Origin of the sequence: Amycolatopsis nalaikhensis (genome assembly GCF_030264295.1) — a bacterium.
GTDB classification, from domain to species: domain Bacteria; phylum Actinomycetota; class Actinomycetes; order Mycobacteriales; family Pseudonocardiaceae; genus Amycolatopsis; species Amycolatopsis nalaikhensis.
Genome location: NZ_CP127173.1, coordinates 1,475,673 through 1,501,030 on the forward strand (window position 1 = coordinate 1,475,673; position 25,358 = coordinate 1,501,030).

Sequence of the window (25,358 nt, forward strand, 5' to 3'; positions counted from 1 at the left end):
TCAGACCTCCGCTCCCGCGAGCGCCAGACCGCGCTCACTCGTGGGCTGTTCGGCGGGCTTCCGCAGGTAGACCGCCCAGGTGACGGCGAAGCAGAGCCCGTAGAAGACGAGGAACCCGATGAACGCGGGCACCCCGCTGTGCGCGTCGGCGAACGACTGCCGGAAGGCGAGGTTGATGAACAGGCCGCCCTCGGCGCCGATCGCGCCGGCCAGGCCGATCAGCGCGCCGGACAGGCGCCGCGCCTTGAGCAGCTCCGCCGCTTCCTCGGCGCCGTTCGAGATCGCGATCCTCGCCTTGGCGCGGAAGATCGCCGGGATCATCTTGTACGTCGAGCCGTTGCCGATGCCGGTGAGCACGAACAGCACGATGAACGCGATGGTGAACAGCGCGAGGGACTTCGACGTCGAGGCGAGGACCAGCACGACCGTCGCCAGCGCCATCCCGATGAACGTGGCGAAGGTGATCTTGCCGCCGCCGACGCGGTCGGCGAGCCAGCCGCCCGTGGGCCGTGAAAGCGAGCCGAGCAGCGGGCCGAGGAACGTCACCGCGGCCGCCTGCAGCGGGGTGCGGCCGAACTGGTTCTGCAGCACCAGGCCGAAGGCGAAGCTGTAGCCGATGAACGAGCCGAACGTGCCGACGTAGAGGAACGACATCACCCAGGTGTGCGGCTCCTTGACGACCTCGCGCATCGCCTTGGTGTCGCCCTTCATCGTGGCGAGGTTGTCCATGTAGAAGTACGCGCACACCGCGGCGACGACGATCAGCGGCAGGTAGATGAACAGCACGACCCGTGGCGCGGTCGCGCCCGCCGTGCCGATCACCAGCAGCCCGACCAGCTGGATCGCGGCGACGCCGAGGTTGCCGCCACCGGCGTTGAGGCCCAGGGCCCAGCCCTTGTGCTTCTCGGGGTAGAAGGCGTTGATGTTGGTCATCGACGACGCGAAGTTGCCGCCGCCGACCCCACCGAGGGCCGCGACCAGCAGGAACGTGCCGAGCGACGTGCCGGGGTGCAGCACGACGGCGGCCAGCGCCGTCGGGATCAGCAGCAGCGCGGCGGACACGACCGTCCAGTTGCGCCCGCCGAACTTCGCGACGGCGAAGGTGTAGGGCAGCCGCATCAGGCCGCCGATCAGCGTCGGCGTCGAGACGAGCAGGAACTTGTCGGCCGCGGAAAACCCGTAGTCCTTGCCCATGAACAGGACGATGACCGACCACAGGGTCCAGATGGAGAAGCCGATGTGCTCGGCGAAGACCGAGAACCAGAGGTTGCGGCGGGCGACCTTCTTGCCCGTGGACTCCCAGAACTCGGCGTTCTCGGGTTCCCAGTGCTCGATCCAGTGCTTTCCTTGGTGTGCCACGAAGTTCTCCTTGCGACGGGTCGGGTCGGTCATTGCGCCGCGAGCCAGTTGGCGATGCCGCCGACGGTGTCGGTGCACCCGCCGCAGCCCGTCGTGGCTCGCGTGGCCCGCGCCAGTGCGGGAGTGTCGGTGGCCCCGGCCTTCCAGGCTTCGATCAGCCGGCCCTTGGTGACGTTGTTGCAGCGGCAGATCACCGCGGCCGCGGGCAGGTCGGCCGGGCTGGCCGCCGGGGTGCTGCCGCTGGGCAGCGCGCGGCCCAGCAGGACGGCGAGCCGGTCTTCCGGCAGCAGCGTCCCGCGGTCGTGGAACTGGGTGATGGTCGCGGCCGCGTCGGGCAGGCCGAGCAGGATCGCTCCGGTGACGCGGTTTTCGCGGACGACGAGCTTGCCGTACCGGCCGCCGGTGGGGTCGTTGAAGGTGAGCACCTCGGCGCCGTTGTCGGATGCTTCGAGCTGGGTCTCGCCGAGTGCGGCGAGGTCGATGCCGCGGGCCTTGAGCCGGGTCACGGCCGTGGTGCCGCGGTAGCGGGCCGCCGCGTTCGTCCCGGTCAGGACGTCGGCGAGGACTTCGGCCTGTTCCCACGCGGGCTGGATGAGCCCGGCCGGGGCGCCGGGGTGGCGGGCGCAGTCGCCGAGGGCGTGGATGCGGCCGTCGCTGGTGCGCAGGGTGTCGTCGACGAGAATGCCCATGTCGACGTCCAGCCCGGCGTCGGCGGCCAGGCTCGTCTCGGCGCGGACCCCGGCCGCGACGACGACCAGGTCGGCCGGGACGAGGGTGCCGTCGTCGAGCTTGAGCCCGTCGCCCGGGAGGTAGCGGGCGGCGGTGGCGCCGAACTTGAACGTGACGCCCATGTCGCTGAGCTGGCGGGCCAGCACGTGCCCGGCGGCCGGGTCGAGCTGGCGTTCCATGACGTGCCCGAGCGGGTGCACGACGGTCACCTGGTTGCCCCGCCCGGCCAGCCCGCGGGCGGCTTCCAGCCCGAGCAGGCCGCCGCCGAGGACGGCTACCGGCGCGCCGAAGCGGGCGGCGTCGAGGATCTTGGCGCAGTCGTCGAGGCTGCGGAAGGCGACCACGCCCGGCCCGGCTTCGAGGCCTTCGACCGGCGGGATCCACGGGTTGGCGCCCGTGGCGAGCACCAGGGCGTCGTAGTCCACCGTGGAGCCGTCGGCCAGCTCGACGCAGCGCTTCTCGCGGTCGATGCGGGCGACGTCGACGCCGAGCCGCAGATCGATGTTGTGGCGGGCGGCCCATTCGTCGTCGTGCAGGCGAACGCTCTCGGCGCTCATCCCGCCCGCGACGACGGCCGAGAGCAGCACCCGGTTGTAGGCCGCGTGCTTCTCCGCGCCGAGCACGGTCAGCCGGACGCGTTCGGCGATCGGGTCGCGGCGGCGGATTTCGTCGGCGAGCCGGGCTCCGGCCATGCCGTAGCCGACGATGACGACTTCACGAGGCTTCACGCGGCACCATCCACAGTAGACAAGGACACGGCACACACCTTGAACTCCGGCATCCGGGAGACCGGGTCGAGCGCCGGGTTGGTGAACAGGTTGGCGCGCTGCTCACCCGGGAAGTGGAACGGCAGGAACACGAGATCAGGCTGCAGGGACTGGGCGAACCGGACCTTCGCGACGGTTTCGCCGCGCCGCGACCGGACCACCGCACGGTCGCCTTCTTCCAGCCCGGCGCGCTTGGCGGTGTCCGGGTGGACCTCGACGAACGCCTCCGGCACGACGTCGTTCAGCTCCTGCACGAGCCGGGTCTGCGCGCCCGACTGGTAGTGCTGCAGCACGCGGCCGGTGGTGGCCTGCAACGGGAAGTCCTCGTCCGGCAGCTCGGCCGGGCCGGTGTGCTCCACCGGCACGAACCGCGCGCGGCCGTCGGGGTGGGCGAAGGCGTCGAGGAACATCCGCGGGGTGCCGGGGTGGTCGTCGGCGGGCACCGGCCAGTGCAGGGCCTCGCCCGCGCGCAACCGGTCGTAGCTGACACCGGAGTAGTCGGCGACGCCGCCCTTCGACGCGATCCGCAACTCCTCGAACACCGTCTCGGCGTCGGTCGGGAACCGGCCGTCCGGTTGGCCGAGGCGTTCGGCGAGCCCGTGGAGGACGTCGAGGTCCGAGCGGACGCCCGGCGGCGGCGTCAACGCCTTGCGGCGCAACAGGACTCGGCCTTCGAGGTTGGTGAGCGTCCCGTCTTCCTCGGCCCACTGGGTGACCGGCAGGACGACGTCGGCCATGGCCGCGGTCTCCGACAGCACGAAGTCCGCGACGACCAGGAAGTCCAAAGACGACAACCGATCCTGGACGCGCTGTGAGCGCGGCGCCGAGACGACGACGTTGCTGCCGAAGACCATCAGCGCCTTCGGGCCGCCGTCCTGGCCGAGCGCTTCGAGCAGTTCGCTCGCCGAGCGGCCGGGACCAGGCAGGCTTTCCGGGTCGACGCCCCACACCCCGGCGACGTACTCGCGCGCGGCCGGGTCGTCGAGCTTGCGGTAGCCGGGCAGCTGGTCGGCCTTCTGGCCGTGCTCGCGCCCGCCCTGGCCGTTGCCCTGACCGGTCAGGCAGCCGTACCCGGAGCCCTTGCGGCCGGGCAGGCCGAGGCTGAGCGCGAGGTTGATCCACGCGCCGACGGTCGCGGTGCCGGTGGCGTGCTGCTCGGTGCCGCGGGCGGTGAGGATGTAGGCGTTGCGGGCGGTGGCGAGCTTCGCGGCGGCGAGGCGCATGTCCGCGGCCGAGACGCCGGTGACGCGCTCGGCGCGCTCCGGCCACCAGCTCGCGACGATCCGCCACATGTCTTCGAAGCCGCTCGTTCGTTCGTCCACATAGGACCGGTCGAGGTGGCCGCCTTCGACGACCGCGTGCAGGATGCCCAGGGCCAGCGCGAGGTCCGTGCCCGGCGCGGGGGCCAGGTGCAGGCTCGCCAGCTCGGCGGTCGGGGTGCGCCGCGGGTCGACGACGATCAGGTCGGTGCCGCGCAGGTGCTGGGTGAACGGCGGCATCGTCTCGGCCGGGTTCGCCCCGGCGAGCAGCACGACGTCGGCTTGTTTCAGATCGGTTACCGGGAACGGCATCCCGCGGTCGGCGCCGAAGGCCTTGATCCCCGCGGCGGCGGCCGAGGACATGCAGAACCGGCCGTTGTAGTCGATCTGCGAGGTGCCGAGCGCGACGCGGGCGAACTTGCCGAGCAGGTAGGCCTTTTCGTTGGTCAGCCCGCCGCCGCCGAAGATCGCGACGCCGTCCGGACCGTGGGCTTCCTGCGTCTCACGCAGTTTGCGGGCGACGAAGTCGAGGGCGAAGTCCCAGCTCACCGGCTCGAGCGCGCCGTTGACCCGCAGCAGCGGAGTGGTCAGCCGCTTCGGGCTGGTGAGCAGGCTGCCGGAGGTCCAGCCCTTCTGGCACAGGCCGCCGGCGTTCACCGGGAAGTCCCGCGGCGTCACGCGGGCGCCGTCCAGGCTCATCCCGCACTGCAGCGCGCAGTACGGGCAGTGGGTGTCGACCTGCGGCACGGGCACCTCCTCGGCGTTCGGGGATGCCCTGACGCTAAGGAGGCCTTGTTAACCGGATTCGACCGAATGTTTCAGGCAGTTGACATTACGGCGGGGCGGCCGTCGCCCGGCCGGTGAGATCGGCGTCCACGGAACGGGAGTCCGGAGGTCAGCGGGGCGGAACCGGAGATGACGCGCGATCTTGCGACCTCGGTCACAGAATGCCGGACACCTCGCTCGCGGCGGCGCGCAGGCCGTCGAGCGAAGCTTGGGTGGACCGCGGGTTGAGCGCGTTGCCCGCGAGGCGGAACAGCACCGCGCGCAGCAGCAGCTGCGGCCACTCCGGCAGGTGCGCCCAGCGTTCGAGCAGCGCCCGGGTGGCCCCGCCCCACGCGAGCGCGTCGACCGCGACGATCGCCGCGCCGTACTCGCCCGGGCGGTAGTAGGGGACGAAGTCGACGAGGCCCGGGGCCGCGTCGCCGTCGAACAGCAGGCCCGCCAGCAGTTCGCCGTGCGCCACCTGGTGCGGGAGCTTGATGGGGCGGCGCGAGCCGGCGAGGACCTCGAACCAGCGGCCGCCCTTGGTTTCTTCGAGGGGGACTTCGAGCTCTTCCCAGGCGACGCGGTCGGCGACGGCGTCGAGGTCCTGGCGGGCGGCGAGGAAGTCCGGCCGGGGCAGGCCGAGGGTGGCCCGGTGCAGCTTCACGGCGGCGAGGACCGACTCGTCACCGCGGTGCTCCGGCGTGCCGCTCACGAACCGGGAGGCCGTCCAGCCGCCGACGATCCAGCGGCCGTCGGTCGAGCGGACCGGCTTCGCGACGCGCAGGCCCGGCTCGTCGACGTAGTCGAGGGCGCGGGCGGTCCAGAGGGTCTCGGCCTTGTCGACGACCGGCTTGAAGACGAGGTCGCCGCAGCGCCAGGCCGTCGAGTCCGGTAACGGCTCGGTGGTGTCGGCATCGCCGCCGAAGGCCCCGCAGACGCGGGCCGGAGGTCTTTCGAGGGTTGACCGCACGGGTCGTGACGTTACCCGGCCGGGTGGTCCACGATCGAGAAGACGCGCTGGTCACGCAGTGTTTTAGGAGTCGGACGAAACGCCGTGAGGGGCACCTTCACGGCGGTGAAAGCCGGGAAGGTGCCCCTCACGGGACAACGATCAGTAGGTCGGCAGGCTCGGGTCGATCTGGCGCGCCCAGGCGAGCACGCCGCCGCCGAGGTGCGTCGCGTCCTTGAACCCGGCCGCGTGCAGCGCGGCGAGGGCCTCGGCCGAACGGGCACCCGACTTGCAGTGCAGGACGATCGGCTTGTCCTGCGGCAGCTCGGCCAGCGCCTCGCCCGACAGGATCCGGTCCTTCGGGATCAGCGTCGCGCCCTTGATGTTGACGATCTCGTACTCGTGCGGCTCGCGGACGTCGATCAGGGCGAAGTTGTCGCCGTTGTCGAACTTGGCCTTGAGCTCGGCGGGCGTGATCGTGCTGCCCGACGCGGCCTGCGCGGCCTCGTCGGAAACCACACCGCAGAACGCCTCGTAGTCGATCAGCTCGGTGATCTTCGGCGTCTCCGGGTCCTTGCGGATCTTGACCTCGCGGTACTTCATCTCCAGCGCGTCGTAGCTGATCAGGCGGCCGAGCAGCGGCTCGCCGATGCCGGTGATGAGCTTGATCGCCTCGGTCACCATGATCGAGCCGATGGACGCGCACAGCACGCCCAGCACGCCACCCTCGGCGCAGGAGGGGACCATGCCGGGAGGCGGCGGCTCCGGGTAGAGGTCGCGGTAGTTGAGGCCCTTGCCGTTCGGCGCGTCCTCCCAGAAGACGCTGACCTGGCCCTCGAACCGGAAGATCGAGCCCCAGACATAGGGCTTGCCGAGGATCACTGCGGCGTCGTTCACCAGGTAGCGGGTGGCGAAGTTGTCGGTGCCGTCGAGGATCAGGTCGTACTGCTCGAAGATCTCGAGCGCGTTCGACGAGTCCAGCCGGTCGGTGTGCAGGTGCACCTTGACCAGCGGGTTGATCTCGGCGATCGACTCCTGCGCGGACGCGGCCTTGAGCTTGCCGACGTCGGACTGACCGTGGATGACCTGGCGCTGCAGGTTCGACTCGTCCACGACGTCGAAGTCGATGATGCCGAGCGTGCCGACCCCGGCCGCGGCCAGGTACAGCAACGCGGGGCTGCCGAGGCCGCCGGCCCCGATCACCAGGACCTTCGCGTTCTTCAGCCGCTTCTGCCCGGTCACCCCGACGTCCGGGATGATCAGGTGACGGCTGTACCGGGCCACCTCGTCCTTGGTGAGCTCGGCAGCCGGCTCGACGAGCGGCGGCAGTGCTGACATCGGGTCCTCCATCTCGCGCGGATCGCGTCCATCCCACTATGCACAACGCGCGCAGGCAAATATGCCTTCCCTCGTCCAGATGATGGGACGCGCTACTGCTTCGGAGTGGGGTTCGGCCAGGCGTTCGGCACGCAGACACGGCCGTCCTTGGCCACCTTGCCCTTGTCGCCGCCGGGGATGTCGTTGAGCATCGAGACGTAGTCGTCGGCGACGCCGAAGGACTGCTGCATCATCACCGGCGCCGGCTGGCCGTTGCCGCCGCAGCCGACGTGCTGGTTGCCCAGGGCGTGCCCGACCTCGTGGTTGATGGCGTACTGGCGGTACGCGGTCATGTCCGCGCCGAACGCCTTCGCGCCGCGCACCCAGCGGGCCAGGTTGATCAGCACGCGGCCCATGCTCTTGCGGTAGCAGGACGCCTCGAAGGTGATCTGGAAGCCGCAGGCGTCGGCGCGGTGCGTGGTGTCCGGTGTGGTGAGACTCACCCGGAACGACGGGTTGGGGAAGTTGGCGTCGACGCGCTGCAGCGCGATCTTGCCGTCCCACGTCCAGCTCTTGGGATCCGACAGCGTGCCCTGGACGGCGCTCGCGAAGGCGTCGTCACCCGCGTAGCTCGCCGGGTCGATGCCGTCCTCGACCTCGACGGTGTAGGTGTACAGCTTCCCGGTGCCGACCTTCGGGCCGCTGCCCGGCACGACGTGCCACGTGCCCTTGCCGGTCTGCGTGAACGGGCTGCCGGTGGGCAGGTCGGCGGTCGGCACGTCGAGCTTGACCGGCGTCGCCGGGTTCTCCGGGATGCCCTGCTCGCCGTTGCCGTCGATGGCGCCGCCGGAGGAGTCGCCGCCCGCGGACTCGACGCTCGTCCCGGTGCCCTCCTCGGCGATCGGCTGGGCCGGGCTGTTGGCCGTGTTGACCACGACGAGCACGGTCAGCACGACGAGGATCGGCAGGGCGTAGACGCGCCAGCCGTAGGTCTTGGTCAGCTTCGCGAGCCCGGACTTCGGGGGCTCCGGCTTCGCCTGCCGGGCTTCCTGGTGCGGCTTCCAGGAGGCGCTCAGCGGTTCGGCGCTCGTCCGGCGGGTGCCCGGCCGGTAGCGGTCCTCGCCGATGCGCTGGGCGGGCTGCTTCGACGGCCGGTACTGCCCGGTGCGCGGGGACTCTTCGGGCTCCGGGGCGCCGTGCGGCACGCGGCGGGCCGACGCGCGGTGGGGAGCCCGCCGATCTTCGCCTCGCGCGTCCTGCTTCACCCGGTCCACCGCACCAGGGTGCCACAGCGCCACCGAACCGTTATCGGCGACTGGCGCACCACCCGGGGATTTGTTGTCACCCGATCGGACTACCAGGTGCCCGCTTCGACGTGCTCCCACATGCCCAGGACGGCCTTCGCGACGACGACCGGACGTTCCATCTGGGCGACGTGGCCGGTGCGCGGGAGCACGAGCAGCCGGGCCCGCGGCAGCGCCCGCGCGGTCCGCACGGCCCGCCGCACCGAGATGACGCGGTCGTCACGGCCCCACACCACCAGCGTCGGTGCCCGCACGCGCGGCGCGGTGGCCCACAGCGACGCCTTCCCGAGCGTCGACCAGGCCCGGAAGATGGCGAAGGTGCTGCGCGCGAGCGCCGGCGCGGCCCAATCGAACCCGGCGCGGGCGCCGTGCTCCTCGGCCAGCTCGTCGAGCCTGCTCTCCGGGAACCGCGACGGGTCGGCGAAGCACAGCTTGATCACCTGCATGGCCCGTTCCCGCGGGCCGAGCGCGGCCAGCTGCGCCCGCACCCGGGCGCCGACCAGCGGCAGGTAGGCCAGCGCCATCCGCGGGTCGGAGAGGCGGCGCGGGTCGAGCCGCCGGTCCGGGACCGCCGGGGAGATGAGCGTGAGCGTCTTCACGAGTTCGGGTCGCCGCGCGGCGACCAGCAGCGCGATGGCGCCGCCCATCGAGTTGCCGAGCAGGTGGACGGGCGCGCCGACGTCCTCGATGTGCCGCGCGACGACCTCCGCGTGGGCCTGGAGGCTGAAGTCGAAGCCCTCCTCGGGCTCGGAGTAGCCGAAGCCGGGCAGGTCGGGGGCGGTGCCCCCGGCGACCGGCGCGAGCAGCGCGGCCAGGTCGGTCCAGTTCGTCGAGGACCCGCCGAGGCCGTGGACGTACACCGCGGGCACGCCGTCGGGACCCGGCGTGCGGCGGACGTGCAGCCGGGCGGTGCCGACCTCTTCGAAGTTCGCCGGCCACGGCGGGACCACCGGCTCGAGGGACGGCAATTCCCTGGTCGAAAGGGGCACGTGCGTCAGCGGCGCCCGCGCGGTCGCGGCGGTGTTCACGAACCCAGGATGCCCGACCCGTGGCAAGGCATACATACCGGCGAGTAATCTTCAGGTCGACTTCACGCGGTGGCGAACCCGCCCGTCGAAGGGCCGAGGACGGGAGGAAGAGCATGACGGAGATGACGCGGCTGCAGCAACGTGGGGTGCGGCTGCCCCGGACGGAGCGCCGGGCCCAGCTCCTCGCCGCGGCGCAGCGGGTCTTCGCCGAGAACGGCTACCACGCCGCCGCGATGGACGAGATCGCCGAGGTCGCCGGCGTCTCGAAGCCCGTGCTGTACCAGCACTTCCCCGGCAAGCTCGATCTGTACATCGCGCTGCTGGAGAGCCACGTCGACGAGCTGGTCAAGCGCGTGCAGAACGCGCTGGACTCGACGACGGAGAACAAGCAGCGCGTCCCGGCGACGGTCGGCGCGTTCTTCGACTTCGTCAGCAACGACGCGGGCGCGTTCCGGATGGTGTTCGAGTCCGACCTGCGCGGCGAGCCGGCGGTCCAGGAAGCGGTCGACCGGGCGACGTCGGCGAGCGTGGACGCGATCACCGAGACGATCACGGCGGACGCGGGCCTCGACGAGGACAAGGCGCGGCTGCTGGCGGTCGGGCTGGTCGGGATGAGCCAGGTGAGCGCCCGGTTCTGGCTGCAGCACCACCAGTCGATGAGCCAGGAGGAAGCAGTGGCCCTGACGGCCAACCTGGCCTGGCGAGGCATCGGCGGCGGCTTCCCCCTCAAGGACGCCTGACCCAAGCGCCCCAATGTGGCCTTCGGTGCGTCAGACGCACCCAAGGCGGCCTTCGGTGCGTGAGACGCAACCAAGGCCGCCTTGGGGCGCTTGTCAGCGAGCGGCCGTGCGGACCAGCGCGCTGATGCGGCGGGCCACCTCGTACGGGCGCTCCTGCGGGAGCATGTGGCCTGCGCCGGGGTAGCGGACGAACTCCGCGTGCGGCAGCTCGTCCGCGATCACCTTCGCGTGCGCCAACGGGCACAGCCGGTCCTTCTCCCCCGCCAGCACCACCGACGGGACGTCGCACAGCGCGCCCAGCCCGCCCACTCCGCGGTGGGACGCGATCGCGTCGAGGAACATGCCCGCGCTCGCCGGGTGCGCCGCCAGCAGCTGCTCGACGACGCTGTCCACCTGCTCGCGTCCCGGCCGGTTCCCGAACACCAGGCGACGCGCTCCGGAGCGGACCATCCCCGGCCGCAGCCGCAGGGTGTCCGACCGCAGCCCGGCCAGCAGTCGGGCCAGCTTCGGCTCGAAACGCGTCACGCTCCGGCCGACCAGTCCGGGGAAGCCGAGCGTCAGCTTGTCCATGTCGCCGGACGACGTCGCCACGAACGCCGCGCCCGCCAGCCGTTCGCGGACCAGCGACGGGTGCCGTTCGGCGAGCACCATCAGCGTCATGCCGCCCATCGAGTGCCCGGCCAGCACCACCGGTCCGGACGGCACCCGCGAAGCGATGAGCTCGGCGAGGTCGTCGGCCAGCCGGGCGATCGTCGCCGCGCCGGGGCGAGCCTGCGCCGAGCCGCCGTGGCCGCGCAGGTCGTAGCGCAGCACGCGGACGCCGGGGTCGAGGTGCGGCACGACGAAGTCCCACGTGCGGTGGTCCTGCGTCCAGCCGTGCACCAGCACCAGCGTCACCGCGGAGTCGGCCGGGCCGGTTTGCGAGACGTGCAGGGCGGCGCCGTCGCTCGCGACGAACCGGTGCTCGATCGAGGGGTCGCGCAGCCGCGACGCGGTGGTCATCGGCCCGCCGGGAGCAGGAACGACTTGCGCCAGAAGAACTTCCCGGGCAGCCCGACCAGCCCGGACTCTTCGAGGAACGGCATGATCTTCTCCCCGGCCCAGGCGATCGTCCCGTGCCAGTTCGGGTTGTTCAGCGCCGCTTCGACGCCGTCGCGCGGCCGGATGCCGACCGCCTTGTAGACGTTGGGGTTGATGAACGCCCGCGTCACGAAGTACGAGATGAGCGCGATGATGAACTGCTGGTAGGCGATCTCGGCCTTCGACAGCTTCGCCATCCCGCGCGTGACCTCTTCGCGCGCGAAGGTGACGTGCCGGGCCTCTTCGAGGACGTGGATCCGGTTGACCATCCGGACCAGCGGCTGGATGCCTTCGTCGTTCATCTGCTCGCGCTGCAGCCGATCCAGCACTTCCTCGGCGACCAGGATCGCGCCGTAGCGGGCCGGGCCGTAGGAGATCGTCGGCATGAGTTTCGCGAGGCGGCGCAGCCACGGCACCGGGCCGTAGGCGGGGCAGCCGATCCGCGCCGCCATCCGCGCGAACATCGTCGAGTGGCGGCATTCGTCGGCGATCTCGGTGAGCGCGAACTGGGCGTGCGCGGACGTCGGGTCCTCTTCGTAGACCTCCTTGAGCAGCATCTGCATCAGGAGGATCTCGAACCACAGCCCGGTCGTCGCGATGCTCGCGATCTCGTGCTTGCCCAGCTCGACACGCTGCTCGGGGGTCAGCTTCTCCCAGAGTTCGGTGCCGTAGAGCGAGGAGCGCTCTTCGAGGATGTAGCGCTTGCCCTCGACCAGCGGCGCGGTCCAGTCGATGTCGACGTCGGGGTCGTAGAACTTGTTCGCCGACGACTTCAGCAGCCGGTCCGCGGTCTTCTCGCGATCCGTTTCCTTCAGCGTCCGCGTCATTGCCGACACCCCTTCCGCAACATGTAACTTGAGGTAACAGTTACCTCTGGTAGCATGAGGCTCGTGATCGAACGTGTCAAGCGCTCCGGCAAGCAGTCCAAGTCCTCGTCGCGCGACGAGGAGGCGACCGGCGACGCCCGCCGCGACCGCTGGCGCAAGCACCGGATCGCCCGGCGCAAGGAGTTCGTCGAGGCCGCGCTGCGGGCCCTCGACACGCACGGGCCGGACCTCGGCATGGAGGACGTCGCCGCGGAGGCCGGCGTCACGAAACCGGTGCTGTACCGGCACTTCGACGACAAGGCCGACCTCTACGTGGCGCTCGGCCAGCGCGGCACGGAGATCCTCTTCGAGCGGCTGATCCCGGCGATCAACGCCGAGCTGGCGCCGGTCCCGCGGATCCGGATGGCCCTCGACGCGTTCTTCACGGTGATCGAGGAGCACCCGAACCTGTACCGGCTGCTGGCGCATGGGCGCCCGGAGAAGCCGGTCTCCTCGGACGTCGTCGCCGAGGACAAGGAGCTGATCGCGACGGCGCTGACGGCGCTGCTCGGCGACTACATGCGGATGTTCAACATGGACTCCGGCGCGGCCGAGCCGTGGGCGCACGGCATCGTCGGCATGGTCCAGAACACCGGCGAGTGGTGGCTGGACCGCCGCTCGATGGGCCGCGACGCGGTCGTCGAGTACCTGACGCAGATCATCTGGGCGGCCATCGACGGCCTGACCCGCCAGAACGGCGTGGTCATCGACCCGAACCAGCCCCTGGAAGCCAACAAGGTGGTCCAGCTGGGCCGCGCTTCGCAGTCGTTGGAGGAAACGTCATGAGCGAGCACGACGAAGACGGCTACAGCGGTCCGGCCACGCTGGTGGTCGACGGGGTCTCCGTGCCGGCGACGGTCGAGCTGCGCGGCTACTTCCAGCCGATCGACGGCTACTACCGCTGGTACGGCCGGGTGGCGGTGAACGAGGAGCTGGCGAAGCTGGCGGGCGGCAAGAAGAAGCCGGTGACGATCGAGACGGGCACGCACACCGCCACGGGCGAGCTGTCGGACCCGGACCCGTGGGGCCGCTACCGCATCACGGGCACCAGCACGCCGCCGTTCCACGTGCCGACGACCCTGGAAGAGCTGCAACGCCTGAGCAGCTCCTCGCCGGTGCGGTACAGCTCCACGAGCAGCGGCCGCAGCGCGCGGCCCGCGTCCGTCAGGTCGTAGGTCACCCGCGACGGGAACCCGGTGCGCGCCGAGCGGCGCACCAGGCCGCGTGCACGCAGGTCGGCGAGCCGCTCGGTCAGCACCTTGTCGCTGAGCCGCGGCAAGGCCGCGCGCAGGGCGCTGTAGGAGTGCGGGCCGTGCATCAGCTCGCGCAGCACGAGGGTGGTCCAGCGGCCGGCGACGGCCGCCAGCGCCGCTTCCACCGGGCAGTCCGGCGTCGGCCGGTCGGTGCGCCCGGCCGCGGACGGGACGAGGGTTTCGTCCCAGTTCCGCACCGTTTGGTGAGCCACGTGCGCCTCCGGTTCGCTGGTCGCCATGACCTTCACACTGACCACCGAGGCCGCCCGGCACCCGGCGGTGTTCGCCGAGGCCTTCAACAGCGGCGACCCCGATCTGCTCGACCGGGTCTACGAAGCCGACGCCGTCCTGGTCACCGCGGACGGCACGGCCGTCACCGGGGACGCGCGGCGGGCCGCCAACGACGCCCTGCAACGGCTCGGCCGTCCGATCGAGGTCCGGCCGCGCCGCGTCCACGTGGCGGGCGGGCTCGCCCTGCTCGTCGTCGACTGGTCGATCGGCCGGGAAGTGCGCGGCACCGCCACCGACGTCGCCCGCCGCGGCGCGGACGGGAAGTGGCGGTACGTCATCGACAACCCCTTCGGGGTGGCCGGGTGAACGGCGGTGGCGGTCACCTCGCGAGGTGACCGCCACCGGTGTCCGAAGAAACTGTCAGTCGCCGACGCCGAAGCCGACCTTGCGGACGTCGGACGGGGCGATCTCGACGTACGCGATGCGGTCGGACGGGACGATGTACTTGCGCCCCTTCTCGTCGCTGATGCGGAAGAGCCCGTCACCGGCCGTCAGGGCCTCGGCGACCAGCTTCTCCACCTCTTCGGGAGACTGGCCACTGGACACCACCAGCTCGCGCGGTGTGTCCTTGATGCCGATCTTGACCTCCACGTGGGACCTCCGCTGGAAATTCGTAAGGGATGTGCTCGGCAAGGCTAACCGAACGGGCTCGTTCCGGTGGCGCATGTCCGCGCTCGACCGCGTCGTCACTTCCGGGTACTCCATCGGGATCAGCCCAGGCCGAGCGCCTGCATGCGCTTGGTGTGCCCTTGCTGCAACCGCCGGAACAGCGCGGCAATTCCGGAGAGGTCGCCCGAACCGCTGACGATCAGCTCGGCAAGCCCGTCGCGCTCGGCGACGACGTACTGGGCCTGGGTCAGCGCCTCGCCGAGCAGGCGGCGCCCCCACAGGGCGAGCTTGTCGCGGGTCTTCGGGTCGGCTTGGATGCCGGCCGCCACCTCGCGCTCGGCGAAGGCGGAGTGGCCGGTGTCGGCGAGCACGGTGAGCACGAGGTCCTTGGTCTCCGCGTCGAGCCAGCTGGCGATCTCGCGGTAGAGGTCGGCGGCCAGCCCGTCGCCGACGTAGGCCTTGACCAGCGACTCGAGCCACGACTTCGGCGGCGTCGAGGCGTGCCAGGCGTCCACCTGGGCCACGAAGGGCGCCATGGCGTCCGCGATCTCGACGCCGTGCGCGGCGAGGTGCTTCTCGAGCAGGCCGTAGTGACCGATCTCCGCGGCGGCCATCTGCGCCAGCGCCGCCCGGCCGTCCAGCGTCGGGGCGCTGCGGGCGTCTTCCGCCATCCGGTCGAACGCGGACAGTTCGAGGTAGGCGATCACACCCAGAAGGTCGACTACGCCCTCGGAGATCTCTTTCGGCTCGGTCACGGGGGCAGGGTATCGCCGAAGCACCCGGGCGTGCCGCGACGAGACCGATCACACTGGCTCCGGCGCGCCGGGTACTGTCGAAAAACTGCTGACCAGGTACACTGGCGTTCGAGATCAAGCTTCCGTACGCCATACCGGCGTCGGGAAACAGGCAGGTCACGTGGCTTGCCGACGTACTGCAATGTGCGTGCACGCCTCTTCCGGCATTCCCGGGACGGACCGGTTCCGCGCTTCACATCAGCGCCAGGGACCAGGGTTTACTCCCGGTCGAGTGTCGAGCGGACCCAGGGCTGTGCGCGCTGGTCACGAGAGAGGCGATCACCCTGACCGCAGAAATTCCCACAACCGAACAGCCCCCCGCCGTCGCGCTGGAACACAGCGAGACCGGCCCGGCCGCGCTCGACACCTCGCACCCGCTGCAGGCGGGCGTCGAGGTCGAGCCCGAGGCCCCGACCTTCGCGTCCTTCGGCGTCAAGCCGGAGATCGTCAAGGCACTCGGCGAGGCCGGCATCGAGCGGACCTTCGCGATCCAGGCGCTCACGCTGCCGCTCGCGATGGCCGGCGACGACCTCATCGGCCAGGCCCGCACCGGCATGGGCAAGACGCTGGGCTTCGGCGTCCCGCTGCTGCACCGCGTGCAGGTCCCCGGCGACGGCACCCCGCAGGTGCTGGTCGTGGTGCCCACGCGCGAGCTGTGCATCCAGGTCGCCAACGACCTCAAGGGCGCCGGCAAGCACCTCGGCATCCGCACGCTGGCCATCTACGGCGGCCGCCCGTACGAGCCGCAGATCGAGGCGCTCCGCAAGGGCGTCGACGTCGTGATCGGCACCCCGGGCCGGCTGCTCGACCTCGCCGAGCAGCAGCACCTGGTCCTCGGCAAGGTCCGTGGGCTCGTGCTGGACGAGGCCGACGAGATGCTCGACCTCGGCTTCCTGCCCGACATCGAGCGCATCCTGCGGATGGTGCCGGACGAGCGGCAGACGATGCTGTTCTCGGCCACCATGCCCGGCCCGATCATCACGCTGGCCCGCACGTTCCTGCGCCAGCCGACGCACATCCGCGCCGAAGAGAACGACGCGAGCGCGATCCACGAGCGCACCACCCAGTTCGTCTACCGGGCGCACTCGATGGACAAGCCCGAGGTCATCGCCCGCGTGCTGCAGGCCGAGGGCCGCGGCCTGACGATGATCTTCAGCCGCACCAAGCGCACCGCGCAGAAGGTGGCCGACGACCTGGTCGAGCGCGGCTTCGCGGCCGCCGCCGTGCACGGCGACCTGGGCCAGGGCGCCCGCGAGCAGGCGCTGCGCGCGTTCCGCTCGGGCAAGGTCGACGTACTGGTCGCGACCGACGTCGCCGCCCGCGGCATCGACATCGACGACGTCACCCACGTGATCAACTACCAGTGCCCGGACGACGAGAAGACCTACGTCCACCGCATCGGCCGCACCGGCCGCGCGGGCCGCACCGGCGTCGCCGTCACCCTGGTCGACTGGGACGAAGAGCCGCGCTGGAAGCTGATCTCGGACACCCTCGGGCTGGACAAGCCGGAGCCGGTGGAGACGTACTCGTCGTCGAAGCACCTGTACGAGGACCTGGGCATCCCGGCGGGCACCACCGGCCGGCTCCCGCTGGCCAACCGGACCCGCGCGGGCCTGGCCGCCGAGGAGGAAGAGGACCTGGGCGGCAAGAAGCGCGGCCGTCGTCGTGGCGAGCCCGCCTCCGAAGACGCGCCGCGCAAGCGCACCCGGGCCCCGCGCAAGCGGACCCGCGGCGGCTCGCGCGCGGCCGAGGCGATCGAGGCCGCGGACAAGGCGGCCGCCGAGTCCGGCGAGGCTCCGGCTCCGGCGTCGGAGGGTCGCACGCGGACGCGTCGCCGCAGTGGCACCGCCCCGGAGGCGACCGGCCCGGCCACCGAGAAGGAGTCCGGCGAGAACGCCGAGCGCCCGGCTCGTCGGCGCCGCCGTCGCCGTCCGGTCGCCACGTCTGATACACCTGCGTCGGCAGACTGAGGCCTACGCACGGGGGTCGGGTAAGTGAGCGACGAGTCGAAGGCGCCGGAAGACGCGCCTGAAGCGGACCCGGCTCCCGAGTACGGCTCCGAGGACGTCCTCGAAGACGTCGAGAGCCCGCCCGCGCCCGCACCGCGGGTGAAGGCGCGCCGGTCGCCCTGGAACCGCGGGCGGGACAGGGTGATCGCGGCGCTGATCGCGGTCGTCGTGGTGGCGGTCGCGCTGGTCGTGGCGGTGACGAGCGACAGCGCGGCCACCGACCGGACCGAGGCGGCGCCACCACCGCCGTTGCCGGCGGCGCCGGACAAGGTGCCGGGTTCGCTGGCGGAACTGTGGAGCGCTCGCAGCGGCGCGACGCCGGTCCCGGTGGTGGCGGGCGACACGGTGGCGACGGCGGACGGCGGCGAGGTCGCCGACCGCGACCCGCTGACCGGCCAGATCCGCTGGCACTACTCGCGTGATTTGCCGCTGTGCACGGTGAACGAGACGTGGGGGCGGCTGAACGCCGTGTACCACAAGAGCTTGAACTGCAGTGAGGTCACGCAGCTCGACCCGGGCACGGGCCGGATCACGGCCCAGCGCAACGGCAACGCGGAGCTGGGCACGCAGCTGGTCAGCGACGGCTCGCACGTGACGACGACGGGCAAGAAGCTCCTCGACACGTGGCGCGACGACCTGGTGAAGAGCGCCGAGTACGGCCAGGTCCCGGCGCTGGTGAACGCGGGCAAGCAGCCGAGGACGGGCTGCACGTACGGCACGGTGGCGGCGGCGTCGGGCAAGGTCGGCGTGATCGAGCGCTGCCCGGGAGACCCGGCCGACCGCCTGACGGTGTACAAGGCGGCCCCGGAGAAGGACGACGAGCCCCAGGTCAGCTTCAGTTCGGTGCTGGCGGGCAAGAGGGCGCGCGTGATCGCGATGTCGGGCGACTTGACGGCGGTGGTCCTGCCGGACCAGAAGCTCCTGGTGATTTACAACGGCGACGGTTCCCAGCGCGCGGCGTACCCGTTGGACGTGCCGGAGTCGGACCTGGCCCAGGACCCGCCCGGGGGAACGGAAGCGACGACCAGGACAACCCAGAACGTGTACTGGTTCAGCGGATCGAAGGTACTGGCGTTGTCCCGCGACGACCTTTCGCCGCGCTGGACGTTGAGCAGCGCGATGGGCCCGGGAATCACGTTCGCGCAGCAGCTGGTGGTCCCGATCAAGGGCGGCCTGGCGGTGCTGAACGAGAACGACGGGTCGACGATCCGCACGGTCGGGGTGGACCGCCGCGGGTACGCGGGAGTGGTCCGCCTGGGCGCGGCAGGCCCGGTGCTGCTCGAACAGCGCGGCGACACGCTGACGGCGCTGAAGTAAGCCTGGTCAGGTGAGCCAGAACAGGGTGAGCGCCGAGACGGTGAACAGCACCACGGCCACCCCGGCGCCCACGGCTGCGGCTCCGTTGCGCCGATCCACCACGCGCTGAGCCGACAGGGCCAGCACCGCCGCGACGGGGTGGCCGATCAGCATGGCCGCGCCGGGCCCCGGGGCGCCGGTGTACAGGCAGATGCCCGCCACGACCAGCACGCCGATCGCGAGCACGGCGAGTCCTGCGGCCAGCGAGCCGGTCAAGCCGCGCCACCAGCGCCCGCGCTCCCGCTCGAGAGCCACGGGTTCGGATGTGGCGGCTTCGATCTCCTCGGGCTCGACCCGCTCTTGCGGCTCGGTCTGCTCCGCGTCCGCCTCTCCCGCGGGGAGCGGCACCGTCGCCAGCTCGTCGGTGTCCGGTGAAGCCACGTTCCCCCTCCTCGTCAGGGCGCCAGCAGGTCCCACGGCTGCGCCGCCGGGGCGGCTTCCTGGCCTGCCGCGCAGCTCGGCCGGAAGTCGCACCAGGCGCAGCGCCGGTCCGGGCGGGGCGGGAACAGCACGTCCCCGTCGCCGCCCGCGTCCAGGGTATCCGTGGCCAGCCTCAAGTCCCCGGCGGTCTCCTCCGCGCGTTGCAGGTGCCGGCGCAAACTCTCCGGTGTGTGCTCGGCCGCCGCGATCGTGCCGGTCGGCAGGTGGTGCAGCTCGACCGTCGTGCACGGCATCCGCAACGTCCGCGCCGCCGCCACCGCGTACAGCGCCAGCGCTTGCGACGCGCGCGCCTCGTACTCGTCCGGCGGGCGGCGGCCCGTCTTGTAGTCGACGATCACCAGCTCCCCCGCCCGCGCGTCGATCCGGTCGGCGCGGCCCTCGATGATCATCGACGGCCGCTCCCCCGGCTCGGAGTTGACCGGCGCGGACACCCACCGCTCGAGCCCGACCGGGTCGTGGCTCACGTCGTTGTCCTCGACGTACTCCGCCACCCACCCCTTGGCCCGCGCCCGGTACCGCGCCGCCTGCTCGTCGCTCTCGAAGCCCGCGTCCTTCCAGAACTCGGCGACCAGCGCGACCGCTCGCTGCGGCACGCGCTTGAGCACCGGCAGGTCGAACAGCGCCCGCAACGCGTTGTGCACCACCGCACCGAGCGTGCTGTGCGCCCACGGCCCGGTGCGCTGCGGCGTCGGCCGGTCGAGGTACGCGAGCCGGTAGCGGCGCGGGCAGTCGTCGAAGGTCGCCAGCCGCGCCGGCGAGACCTTCGTCAGCCGCACCGGTTGCGCGACGCCGAAGTCGAACCCCATCTGCTCCTTCACGCCGCCCACGCTACGCACCACCACCGACACTTTCCGCGCGGGGCGCGCCACCCCGCGCGGAAAGCCCGGCTACCGCACGACAAGCACGGTGTGCGTCCCCCCGCCGACGGCCAACGTCCCGCCCCGCACCGCGTGCCCGTCGAGCAACACGAGATGCCCGGCCGGGACCACCAGCGAGCCGGAAGTCCCGCGCGGCGCCGAAACCGTCAGCGAGAACACCGAACCGTTCTGGGACCACGAAGCCGACAACGCGCCCTTCGGCGTCGGCACCGCCCCGCGCGCCCACTTGACCGAGCCCGGGTGCGGCGCGACCGTCCACGTCGCGAAGCCCGGCGAGGCGGGCGAGACACCCAGCAGCTCGTTGGTCAGCGCCGGGACCACGCCGGTCGACCAGCCGTGCGCCGCCGACGTGTATCCCTGCTCGTAGTGCGAACCGCCTTCGCCGATGCCTTCCCACGCCGTGATGCCCGGGTCGTGCGTGGCCATCCAGCCGTACATCCGCTTGATCTGGTCGATCGCCGAGTCCGCCTGCCCCGTCCGGAACCGGGCGACCAGCTCCGGGAACGACGTGAACGCGTACACGCGCTTCGTCCCGTCGGAGACGAGAGTGTCGTTGTCCATGAACGGGTTCCCGTACGGCAACGCCCCGGCCGCCAGCCGCGCCAACGCCGACGTCGCCTGCGCCGGCGACGCGATCCCGGCCACGATCGCGTGGCTGTTGCCGTCCTGGCCGTGGCGCACCGCGCCGGTCGCCGAGTCCAGGTACGCGCCCGCCGCCGGGTCCCACAGGTACTGGTTCACCGCCGCCGCGACGGCCGAAGCGCGCGCCAGCCAGCGATCCGCGTCGGCCGGGTGCCCGGTCGCGCGAGCGAGCCCGGCCGCGCCCTGAAGCGCCCGGACGTACAACGCGTTGTAGTACGTCACTTCGCCCGTACGCGGCAGGAACGCGTAGTCGCCGTAGCCGCCGGTGCCGTTGAGCCCCTTCGCGAGCAACCCGCGCGAATCGGTGACCGACGGGTACCACGTGTCGAGCGTCTTCACGAGGTGCGAGTAGTACGAAGACGCGTACGCGGTGTCGCCCGTGTAGAGCACGTAGTCCCAGCTCGACGTCACCCACCAGAGCGGGTAGTCGAACAGCGGCAAGGTGTAGTTGTTGATCGACGCGGGCGGGATCCAGCCGTCGGCCCGCTGGTGGTCGGCGAGGTCGGCCAGGACGTTCTTCGCCGCCGTGCCGTCCTGGTGCGTCAGGTACTCGGTCAGCCCGGACACCGCGACGTCGCCGACGTACGGGTCCCGGTCGCGCTTCGCGCCGTCGTGCAGCACGAGCTTTCCGTCCAGCGACGGCGAAAACGCGCCGCGCGGGTCCACATCGGACTCGCGGAACGTGTCCATCCCCAGCTCGTTCGTGTAGGACGCGGCGTACCAGTACTGGTTCAAGGCGTCGTCGGAGGACTCGAACCAGCCGCGGTAGGTGTCCGGCGTGCCGAGGAACGGCGTGAAGTCGAGCGAGACGCCGCTGATCCGCACCTCACCGGACGGCTGGGCCAGCGGCGAGTCCGACGCCAGCGCGTCGAGGCTGATCCGCAGGTAGCGGAAGCCGTGCAGGCCGTCCGCGCAGACCTGCGTCCCGCTCAGGCAGCCCTTCGTGTCGCGCCAGACGGTCGGCGCCGAAGGCACGGCGTACTGGTCGGTGCCGGGCCCGCCGGAGAAGTCCGAGCGCGTGAAGTCGGAGCGTTCGCCCAGGTACTGCAGGGTTTCCGAGAACGCGAGCCGCACGCCGGGGCGGTTCGCCGACGCGCCCGCGAAAGCGATCTTCGGGTACCCGGCGACGACCTTGCCGAAGTCGATGACCGCCGACGGCACCGGCGGGTCGGCGACCAGCCCCGGCCAGACCTCGGCGACGCGGCTGAACTCGCCGGACGGCGTGTTCTGGTCCTTCGTCACGGTGATCCGGACCTGGGTGGTGGTCACCGGCCGGTCGAACGCGACGGCGCGCTGTACGGCCGTGTTGCCGCTCACCGTGGCCGCGACGCGCCACGCGCCCGCGTCCAGCACCTCGACGGTGTAGTCCTGCGGCACGCCGTCCACATTGGACAACAGGGTGACGCCGGGCAGCGAAATGGGCGCGGCCGAGGTGATCGTCAGGACGTCGGGGTAGGCGCCGATCGTGTCGTCGTTCCAGAACGTCTCGGTGTCGCCGTCGACGGCGTTGCCCGGGTCGTACGTGCGCGGCTGGCCGTTGCCGCCGTTGTTCGGGGCGTGGAACGACGACGCGGTCGCCGTCGTCCCGGCGGGCCAGGCCGGTTTCGGCGGCGGCGCGTCGCGCTTCAGGGTCGCGACACCCCGGCCGAGCAGGCCGTCGGGGTTGGTGACGTCGCCGGTCGTCGACAGCACCTTCACCGGCCGGACGTCCCGGCTCGTCGGCGCGACGACGTACTTCTGCCAGCCCGGCGCGGCGTCGGCGGGCGCCGCCACCACACCGCTCGCCACCAGGACCGTCACCGGCAGGACTGCTCTGAGCCACTTCATCGAGGCCTCCGCAAGGACGTTGAATCGTTTCAAGCGCTGAGCTGGGATTCAGGCTGCGCGAGCGGTGCCAACGATGTCAACGAACCGGGCGGATCCTGTCCGGCAGGACAACCCGGGTGGCGGGGGTCAGCCGGCGCCGGAGATGAACCCGCGCACGGAGTTCGCGACCAGCTCGACGGCGATGGCCGCGAGCAGCAGACCGGCTACCTTGGCCAGCAGCGTGATGCCGCTTTCCTTGATCAGCCGGATGACGACGCCGGAGTAGCGCATGCAGATGTAGATCACGAAGTGCGTCATGACGATCGCGGCCGCCAGCGCGATGTACGCGCCGATGTGGCCGTCGGCCTGCCGGACGAACACGATGGTCGCGGCGATCGCGCCGGGCCCGGCCAGCAGCGGCGTGCCGAGCGGCACGAGTGCGACGTTGACGTCTTCGGCCGCCGCCTCCGGTTCGTGGCCGCTCCCGGTGAGCAGCTGCAGCGCGATGAGCAGGAGCAGCAGGCCGCCCGCGCCCTGCAGGGCCGGGATGCCGATGCCGAGGTAGGCGAGGATCGCCTGGCCCGCGACCGCGAACAGGCTGATGACCAGCAGCGACACCAGGACGGCCTGACGGGCGGCGCGCGCCCGCGTCGCCATCGGCTTGCGGCCGACGAGGCTGAGGAACACCGGCACCGTGCCGGGCGGGTCCATGATGACGATCAAGGTGATCGTCGCGCTCATGAAGAGCTTCGCGTCGAAGAGGTCGGCGATCGCCATTTCAGCCCTTCACGACCTGGAACCCGGTCGCGCGCGCGACGAGCTCCTCGAGCTGCTCCGGGGCGGTCGTGCACTCGCCGAGCGCGATCGTCTTGTTCGTGCCGTGGTAGTCGCTGGAGCCGGTGACGAGCAGGCCGAGCTCGCCGGCGAGCTGACGGGTGCGGGCCCGCGTCGGCGCGTCGTGGTTGGGGTGGTCGGCTTCGACGCCGGTGAGCCCGCGCGCGGCCAGGTCGGCGAGGGTGTCCTCGCTGATGGTGGCGCCGCGGCTGAAGGCGAACGGGTGCGCGATGACGGTGACGCCGCCGGCCGCGGCGATCATGTCGATGGCTTCCTCGACCGGCGTGTCGCGGCGGGCGACGTAGTAGCCGCGGCGCGGGCTGAGGTAGTCGGCGAAGGCCTCGTCGACGGACTTGACCAGCCCGGCGCGGACCAGCGCCTGCGCCAGGTGCGGGCGCCCCGGCGGCGAGTCCTCGGGCAGCAGGCCGAAGATCTCGTCGGCGTCGATCGGGAGGCCGTCGGCGGCCATCCGCTCGGCCATCCGGCGCAGCCGCGTGCGGCGCTCGAGGCGCAGCCGGGTCTGCTCGACGACCACGGCCTCCGCCGTCGGGTCGAAGAGGTAGGCGAGCAGGTGGACGCTGATCTGCCTGCCGGTTTCGGGGTCGATCGACACCGTGGACAGCTCGGCGCCGGGGACCAGGGTGAGGCCCGGCGGCACGGCGTCGGTGGCGGGCGCCCAGCCCGCGGTGGTGTCGTGGTCGGTGATCGCGACGACGTCGAGCCCGGCTCTCGCGGCCGCGGCGACGAGCCCGGCCGGCGTGTCGGTGCCGTCGGAAGCGGTGGAATGGGCGTGCAGGTCGATGCGCATCGTGTCCATTGTCGACGATGCGCTACGTCACACCTGCGCCGGGACGGCTCAGCCGACCGGCTTCTTGCCCCGCGCGGCGCGCTGGGCCTTGATCATCGAGAAGCGTTCGGCCTGCTTCTGCTTGTCGCCGAAGACCAGCTCGGAGATCGTGTCGTAGAACTCTTCGGGCCGCGGCAGGTAGTCGATCCGGTTCAGCGCCTGGATCTGCCCGGCGGACTCGACGACCATCGTGCCGTAGCCCATCATGCGGCCGGTGGCGGTGCGCACGTAGCTGAGGTCGGTGACCTTGCTGATCGGCATCATCAGCACCTTGGTGGTGAACACCCCGGTGGTCATCACGAACCGCTTGTCGGTGACGACCAGCCGCTCGACCCACCACTCCATCACCACGTAGGCGAACCGGAGCACGACGAGCAGCGCGACGTACCAGAGGATGTTCTGGCCGATGTACAGCGCCGGTGGCAGCAGGTAGGACACCAGGACGCAGATGGCCAGCAGCGCGGCCGCCTCGAAGGTGTCCCAGAGCAGCACCGCCCAGTGGCGGCGGATCCGGATGACCCGCCGCTCGGTGTCGAGGAGGTACTCGTCGGGGTCGCGTGGCGCGAACATGGGTCCAGGTTAGCCCCGATCGCCTCAGCTGAAGACGTTGCTGACGAAGGTGATCACCGATTCGGCCGAGCTGCGCAGGAAGTCGATGATGTTGCCGACCAGGCCAGCGGCCTGCCCCGGCTGCGCAATGACGAAGAACAGCACCAACGCGATACCGGCGAGGCCCGCAATCTTCTTCACGTTCACCGCGATCAAATCCCGTCTCTTACGGTGACACCGGACAAGGGCAATTAACTTGTACCGCACTGGACAGGCGCAGGGGAGGTAAGTCCCGCGCTTGGGTCAGCACGCGGTCCGAAGTGTACCGTACGACTACTCTCCGTGTACAGGACATCGGTTTTCAAGTCGGTCACGTCTACCCTTCGGGACATGGAGCACGTTCCCGGAGCCACAATCCGCTGCGTAGGCGGGATCGCGTTCGACGCACAGGGCCGCTTGCTGCTCATCCGGCGAGCGAACGACCCCGGTTCGGGGCAGTGGTCGCTGCCGGGTGGCCGAGTCGAACCGGGCGAAACGGACGAAAAGGCCGTGGTCCGGGAGCTTCGGGAGGAAACGGGACTCGACGTGATTCCGGGCACATTGATCGGCAAGGTGACCCGGGGCCCGTTCGAGATCTTCGACTACGCGTGCGCGGTGGTCGGCGGAGTGCTCACGGCGGGTGACGACGCAACGGAGGCCCGTTGGTCCGATGCGGCAGACCTGTCGGCCCTGGAGGCGGCTGGGGAGCTGGTGGATCTCTTGTTCGTGACGCTTCGTGACTGGGATGCGTTGCCACGGGCTTGATCTCGGCCGCCAGGGCTGGTCGCGGCGTCTTGAATGAGTCATTCAGGGCTTGGGAGGTCTTGAATGACTCATTCAGGAC

At 71.2% G+C, this 25,358-nt stretch carries 25 protein-coding genes and 1 pseudogene; 7 read left to right on the forward strand and 19 right to left on the reverse strand.

Annotation, left to right across the window (positions count from 1 at the left end; all coding sequences use genetic code 11):
* The 7 genes from QP939_RS06935 to QP939_RS06965 form a co-directional block, all read right to left on the reverse strand.
* The gene (locus QP939_RS06935; protein ID WP_285455734.1) at positions 1 to 1,392 is read right to left on the reverse strand and encodes a nitrate/nitrite transporter; all 1,392 of its coding nucleotides are present in this window, start codon (positions 1,390 to 1,392) and stop codon (positions 1 to 3) included.
* Positions 1,389 to 2,816 carry an FAD-dependent oxidoreductase gene (locus tag QP939_RS06940; RefSeq protein ID WP_285455735.1) on the reverse strand — a complete coding sequence of 476 codons (1,428 nt, stop codon included), beginning with the start codon at positions 2,814 to 2,816 and terminating at the stop codon, positions 1,389 to 1,391. Before QP939_RS06940 ends, QP939_RS06935 begins: the two co-directional genes overlap by 4 nt.
* A complete protein-coding gene (locus tag QP939_RS06945) occupies positions 2,813 to 4,861 on the reverse strand; it encodes a molybdopterin oxidoreductase family protein (RefSeq protein ID WP_285455737.1) in 2,049 nt (682 codons plus the stop codon). The genes QP939_RS06940 and QP939_RS06945 overlap by 4 nt, the downstream gene beginning before the upstream one ends.
* 193 nt (positions 4,862 to 5,054) lie before the next feature.
* On the reverse strand, positions 5,055 to 5,852 hold the full coding sequence (locus QP939_RS06950) for a TIGR02569 family protein (protein WP_285455738.1): 798 nt from the start codon (positions 5,850 to 5,852) through the stop codon (positions 5,055 to 5,057).
* A 141-nt stretch (positions 5,853 to 5,993) separates the two neighbouring features.
* The gene (gene moeZ, locus QP939_RS06955) at positions 5,994 to 7,169 is read right to left on the reverse strand and encodes an adenylyltransferase/sulfurtransferase MoeZ (protein WP_285455739.1); all 1,176 of its coding nucleotides are present in this window, start codon (positions 7,167 to 7,169) and stop codon (positions 5,994 to 5,996) included.
* A gap of 92 nt (positions 7,170 to 7,261) precedes the next feature.
* On the reverse strand, positions 7,262 to 8,422 hold the full coding sequence (locus QP939_RS06960) for a DUF3152 domain-containing protein (RefSeq protein ID WP_285455740.1): 1,161 nt from the start codon (positions 8,420 to 8,422) through the stop codon (positions 7,262 to 7,264).
* 80 nt (positions 8,423 to 8,502) lie between these two features.
* Complete coding sequence (locus QP939_RS06965; RefSeq protein WP_434219635.1) at positions 8,503 to 9,516, reverse strand: alpha/beta fold hydrolase; 1,014 nt, start codon at positions 9,514 to 9,516, stop codon at positions 8,503 to 8,505.
* Positions 9,517 to 9,593: 77 nt separating this feature from the next.
* Here QP939_RS06965 and QP939_RS06970 point away from each other — a divergent pair, with 77 nt between their 5' ends.
* Entirely contained in the window at positions 9,594 to 10,220 is a 627-nt protein-coding gene (locus QP939_RS06970; RefSeq protein WP_285455743.1) for a TetR/AcrR family transcriptional regulator, read from the forward strand.
* A 93-nt stretch (positions 10,221 to 10,313) separates the two neighbouring features.
* Here QP939_RS06970 and QP939_RS06975 read toward each other — a convergent pair whose 3' ends face one another.
* Positions 10,314 to 11,222: an alpha/beta fold hydrolase gene (locus tag QP939_RS06975; protein ID WP_285455744.1), complete on the reverse strand. Its 909-nt coding sequence runs from the start codon at positions 11,220 to 11,222 to the stop codon at positions 10,314 to 10,316.
* Positions 11,219 to 12,127: an AurF N-oxygenase family protein gene (locus QP939_RS06980; protein WP_285455745.1), complete on the reverse strand. Its 909-nt coding sequence runs from the start codon at positions 12,125 to 12,127 to the stop codon at positions 11,219 to 11,221. Before QP939_RS06980 ends, QP939_RS06975 begins: the two co-directional genes overlap by 4 nt.
* A 54-nt stretch (positions 12,128 to 12,181) precedes the next feature.
* On the opposite strand from QP939_RS06980, the gene QP939_RS06985 reads away from it, so the two are divergent.
* Both QP939_RS06985 and QP939_RS06990 read left to right on the forward strand, forming a co-directional pair.
* Entirely contained in the window at positions 12,182 to 12,952 is a 771-nt protein-coding gene (locus tag QP939_RS06985) for a TetR/AcrR family transcriptional regulator (protein WP_285455746.1), read from the forward strand.
* Positions 12,949 to 13,257 (forward strand): annotated as a pseudogene (locus QP939_RS06990) (DUF4873 domain-containing protein); the annotation flags it as partial. The gene QP939_RS06985 and the pseudogene QP939_RS06990, both read left to right, overlap by 4 nt.
* On the opposite strand, the gene QP939_RS06995 reads toward QP939_RS06990, so the two are convergent.
* A complete protein-coding gene (locus QP939_RS06995) occupies positions 13,197 to 13,658 on the reverse strand; it encodes a winged helix-turn-helix transcriptional regulator (protein WP_285455747.1) in 462 nt (153 codons plus the stop codon). The pseudogene QP939_RS06990 and the gene QP939_RS06995 overlap by 61 nt on opposite strands.
* On the opposite strand from QP939_RS06995, the gene QP939_RS07000 reads away from it, so the two are divergent.
* On the forward strand, positions 13,657 to 14,016 hold the full coding sequence (locus QP939_RS07000) for a YybH family protein (protein WP_285455749.1): 360 nt from the start codon (positions 13,657 to 13,659) through the stop codon (positions 14,014 to 14,016). The genes QP939_RS06995 and QP939_RS07000 overlap by 2 nt on opposite strands.
* Positions 14,017 to 14,070: 54 nt before the next feature.
* Here QP939_RS07000 and QP939_RS07005 read toward each other — a convergent pair whose 3' ends face one another.
* Positions 14,071 to 14,301: a DUF3107 domain-containing protein gene (locus tag QP939_RS07005; protein ID WP_125307071.1), complete on the reverse strand. Its 231-nt coding sequence runs from the start codon at positions 14,299 to 14,301 to the stop codon at positions 14,071 to 14,073.
* 119 nt (positions 14,302 to 14,420) lie between these two features.
* On the reverse strand, positions 14,421 to 15,074 hold the full coding sequence (locus QP939_RS07010) for a ferritin-like fold-containing protein (protein WP_285455750.1): 654 nt from the start codon (positions 15,072 to 15,074) through the stop codon (positions 14,421 to 14,423).
* Between the two features lie 554 nt (positions 15,075 to 15,628).
* Between QP939_RS07010 and QP939_RS07015 the strand changes: the two genes are divergently transcribed.
* On the forward strand, positions 15,629 to 17,083 hold the full coding sequence (locus tag QP939_RS07015; protein ID WP_285455752.1) for a DEAD/DEAH box helicase: 1,455 nt from the start codon (positions 15,629 to 15,631) through the stop codon (positions 17,081 to 17,083).
* Between the two features lie 24 nt (positions 17,084 to 17,107).
* Complete coding sequence (locus QP939_RS07020) at positions 17,108 to 18,439, forward strand: Rv3212 family protein (protein WP_285455753.1); 1,332 nt, start codon at positions 17,108 to 17,110, stop codon at positions 18,437 to 18,439.
* Between the two features lie 6 nt (positions 18,440 to 18,445).
* Here the strand turns inward: QP939_RS07020 and QP939_RS07025 are convergent, their stop codons facing one another.
* The 7 genes from QP939_RS07025 to QP939_RS07055 form a co-directional block, all read right to left on the reverse strand.
* Entirely contained in the window at positions 18,446 to 18,859 is a 414-nt protein-coding gene (locus QP939_RS07025; protein WP_285455754.1) for a hypothetical protein, read from the reverse strand.
* A gap of 14 nt (positions 18,860 to 18,873) precedes the next feature.
* The gene (locus QP939_RS07030; protein ID WP_285459681.1) at positions 18,874 to 19,725 is read right to left on the reverse strand and encodes a RecB family exonuclease; all 852 of its coding nucleotides are present in this window, start codon (positions 19,723 to 19,725) and stop codon (positions 18,874 to 18,876) included.
* Between the two features lie 81 nt (positions 19,726 to 19,806).
* On the reverse strand, positions 19,807 to 22,266 hold the full coding sequence (locus QP939_RS07035; protein ID WP_285455756.1) for an alpha-L-rhamnosidase-related protein: 2,460 nt from the start codon (positions 22,264 to 22,266) through the stop codon (positions 19,807 to 19,809).
* Between the two features lie 126 nt (positions 22,267 to 22,392).
* Positions 22,393 to 23,022 (reverse strand): MarC family protein, encoded by a 630-nt coding sequence (locus tag QP939_RS07040; RefSeq protein ID WP_285455757.1) that lies wholly within the window; start codon positions 23,020 to 23,022, stop codon positions 22,393 to 22,395.
* A 1-nt stretch (position 23,023) separates the two neighbouring features.
* Positions 23,024 to 23,887: a PHP domain-containing protein gene (locus QP939_RS07045; protein WP_434219636.1), complete on the reverse strand. Its 864-nt coding sequence runs from the start codon at positions 23,885 to 23,887 to the stop codon at positions 23,024 to 23,026.
* A gap of 48 nt (positions 23,888 to 23,935) precedes the next feature.
* On the reverse strand, positions 23,936 to 24,496 hold the full coding sequence (locus tag QP939_RS07050; protein ID WP_257923087.1) for a PH domain-containing protein: 561 nt from the start codon (positions 24,494 to 24,496) through the stop codon (positions 23,936 to 23,938).
* 24 nt (positions 24,497 to 24,520) lie between these two features.
* On the reverse strand, positions 24,521 to 24,682 hold the full coding sequence (locus tag QP939_RS07055; RefSeq protein WP_285455759.1) for a hypothetical protein: 162 nt from the start codon (positions 24,680 to 24,682) through the stop codon (positions 24,521 to 24,523).
* Positions 24,683 to 24,865: 183 nt separating this feature from the next.
* Here QP939_RS07055 and QP939_RS07060 point away from each other — a divergent pair, with 183 nt between their 5' ends.
* The gene (locus QP939_RS07060) at positions 24,866 to 25,279 is read left to right on the forward strand and encodes an NUDIX hydrolase (RefSeq protein ID WP_285455760.1); all 414 of its coding nucleotides are present in this window, start codon (positions 24,866 to 24,868) and stop codon (positions 25,277 to 25,279) included.
* Positions 25,280 to 25,358: the final 79 nt, after the last annotated feature.

Bases quoted from the DNA above. Each gene is read 5' to 3' on its own strand.
- QP939_RS07030 (WP_285459681.1), bottom strand. From the start codon at position 19,725: ATGGGGTTCGACTTCGGCGTCGCGCAACCGGTGCGGCTGACGAAGGTC.
- QP939_RS07045 (WP_434219636.1), bottom strand. From the start codon at position 23,887: ATGCGCATCGACCTGCACGCCCATTCCACCGCTTCCGACGGCACCGAC.
- QP939_RS07000 (WP_285455749.1), top strand. From the start codon at position 13,657: ATGACCTTCACACTGACCACCGAGGCCGCCCGGCACCCGGCGGTGTTC.
- QP939_RS06970 (WP_285455743.1), top strand. From the start codon at position 9,594: ATGACGGAGATGACGCGGCTGCAGCAACGTGGGGTGCGGCTGCCCCGG.
- moeZ (WP_285455739.1), bottom strand. From the start codon at position 7,169: ATGTCAGCACTGCCGCCGCTCGTCGAGCCGGCTGCCGAGCTCACCAAG.
- QP939_RS06985 (WP_285455746.1), top strand. From the start codon at position 12,182: ATGAGGCTCGTGATCGAACGTGTCAAGCGCTCCGGCAAGCAGTCCAAG.
- QP939_RS07015 (WP_285455752.1), top strand. From the start codon at position 15,629: ATGGCCGGCGACGACCTCATCGGCCAGGCCCGCACCGGCATGGGCAAG.
- QP939_RS06980 (WP_285455745.1), bottom strand. From the start codon at position 12,127: ATGACGCGGACGCTGAAGGAAACGGATCGCGAGAAGACCGCGGACCGG.
- QP939_RS06995 (WP_285455747.1), bottom strand. From the start codon at position 13,658: ATGGCGACCAGCGAACCGGAGGCGCACGTGGCTCACCAAACGGTGCGG.
- QP939_RS07050 (WP_257923087.1), bottom strand. From the start codon at position 24,496: ATGTTCGCGCCACGCGACCCCGACGAGTACCTCCTCGACACCGAGCGG.
- QP939_RS06975 (WP_285455744.1), bottom strand. From the start codon at position 11,222: ATGACCACCGCGTCGCGGCTGCGCGACCCCTCGATCGAGCACCGGTTC.
- QP939_RS07060 (WP_285455760.1), top strand. From the start codon at position 24,866: ATGGAGCACGTTCCCGGAGCCACAATCCGCTGCGTAGGCGGGATCGCG.
- QP939_RS07040 (WP_285455757.1), bottom strand. From the start codon at position 23,022: ATGGCGATCGCCGACCTCTTCGACGCGAAGCTCTTCATGAGCGCGACG.
- QP939_RS06935 (WP_285455734.1), bottom strand. From the start codon at position 1,392: ATGACCGACCCGACCCGTCGCAAGGAGAACTTCGTGGCACACCAAGGA.
- QP939_RS06965 (WP_434219635.1), bottom strand. From the start codon at position 9,516: ATGTATGCCTTGCCACGGGTCGGGCATCCTGGGTTCGTGAACACCGCC.
- QP939_RS07035 (WP_285455756.1), bottom strand. From the start codon at position 22,266: ATGAAGTGGCTCAGAGCAGTCCTGCCGGTGACGGTCCTGGTGGCGAGC.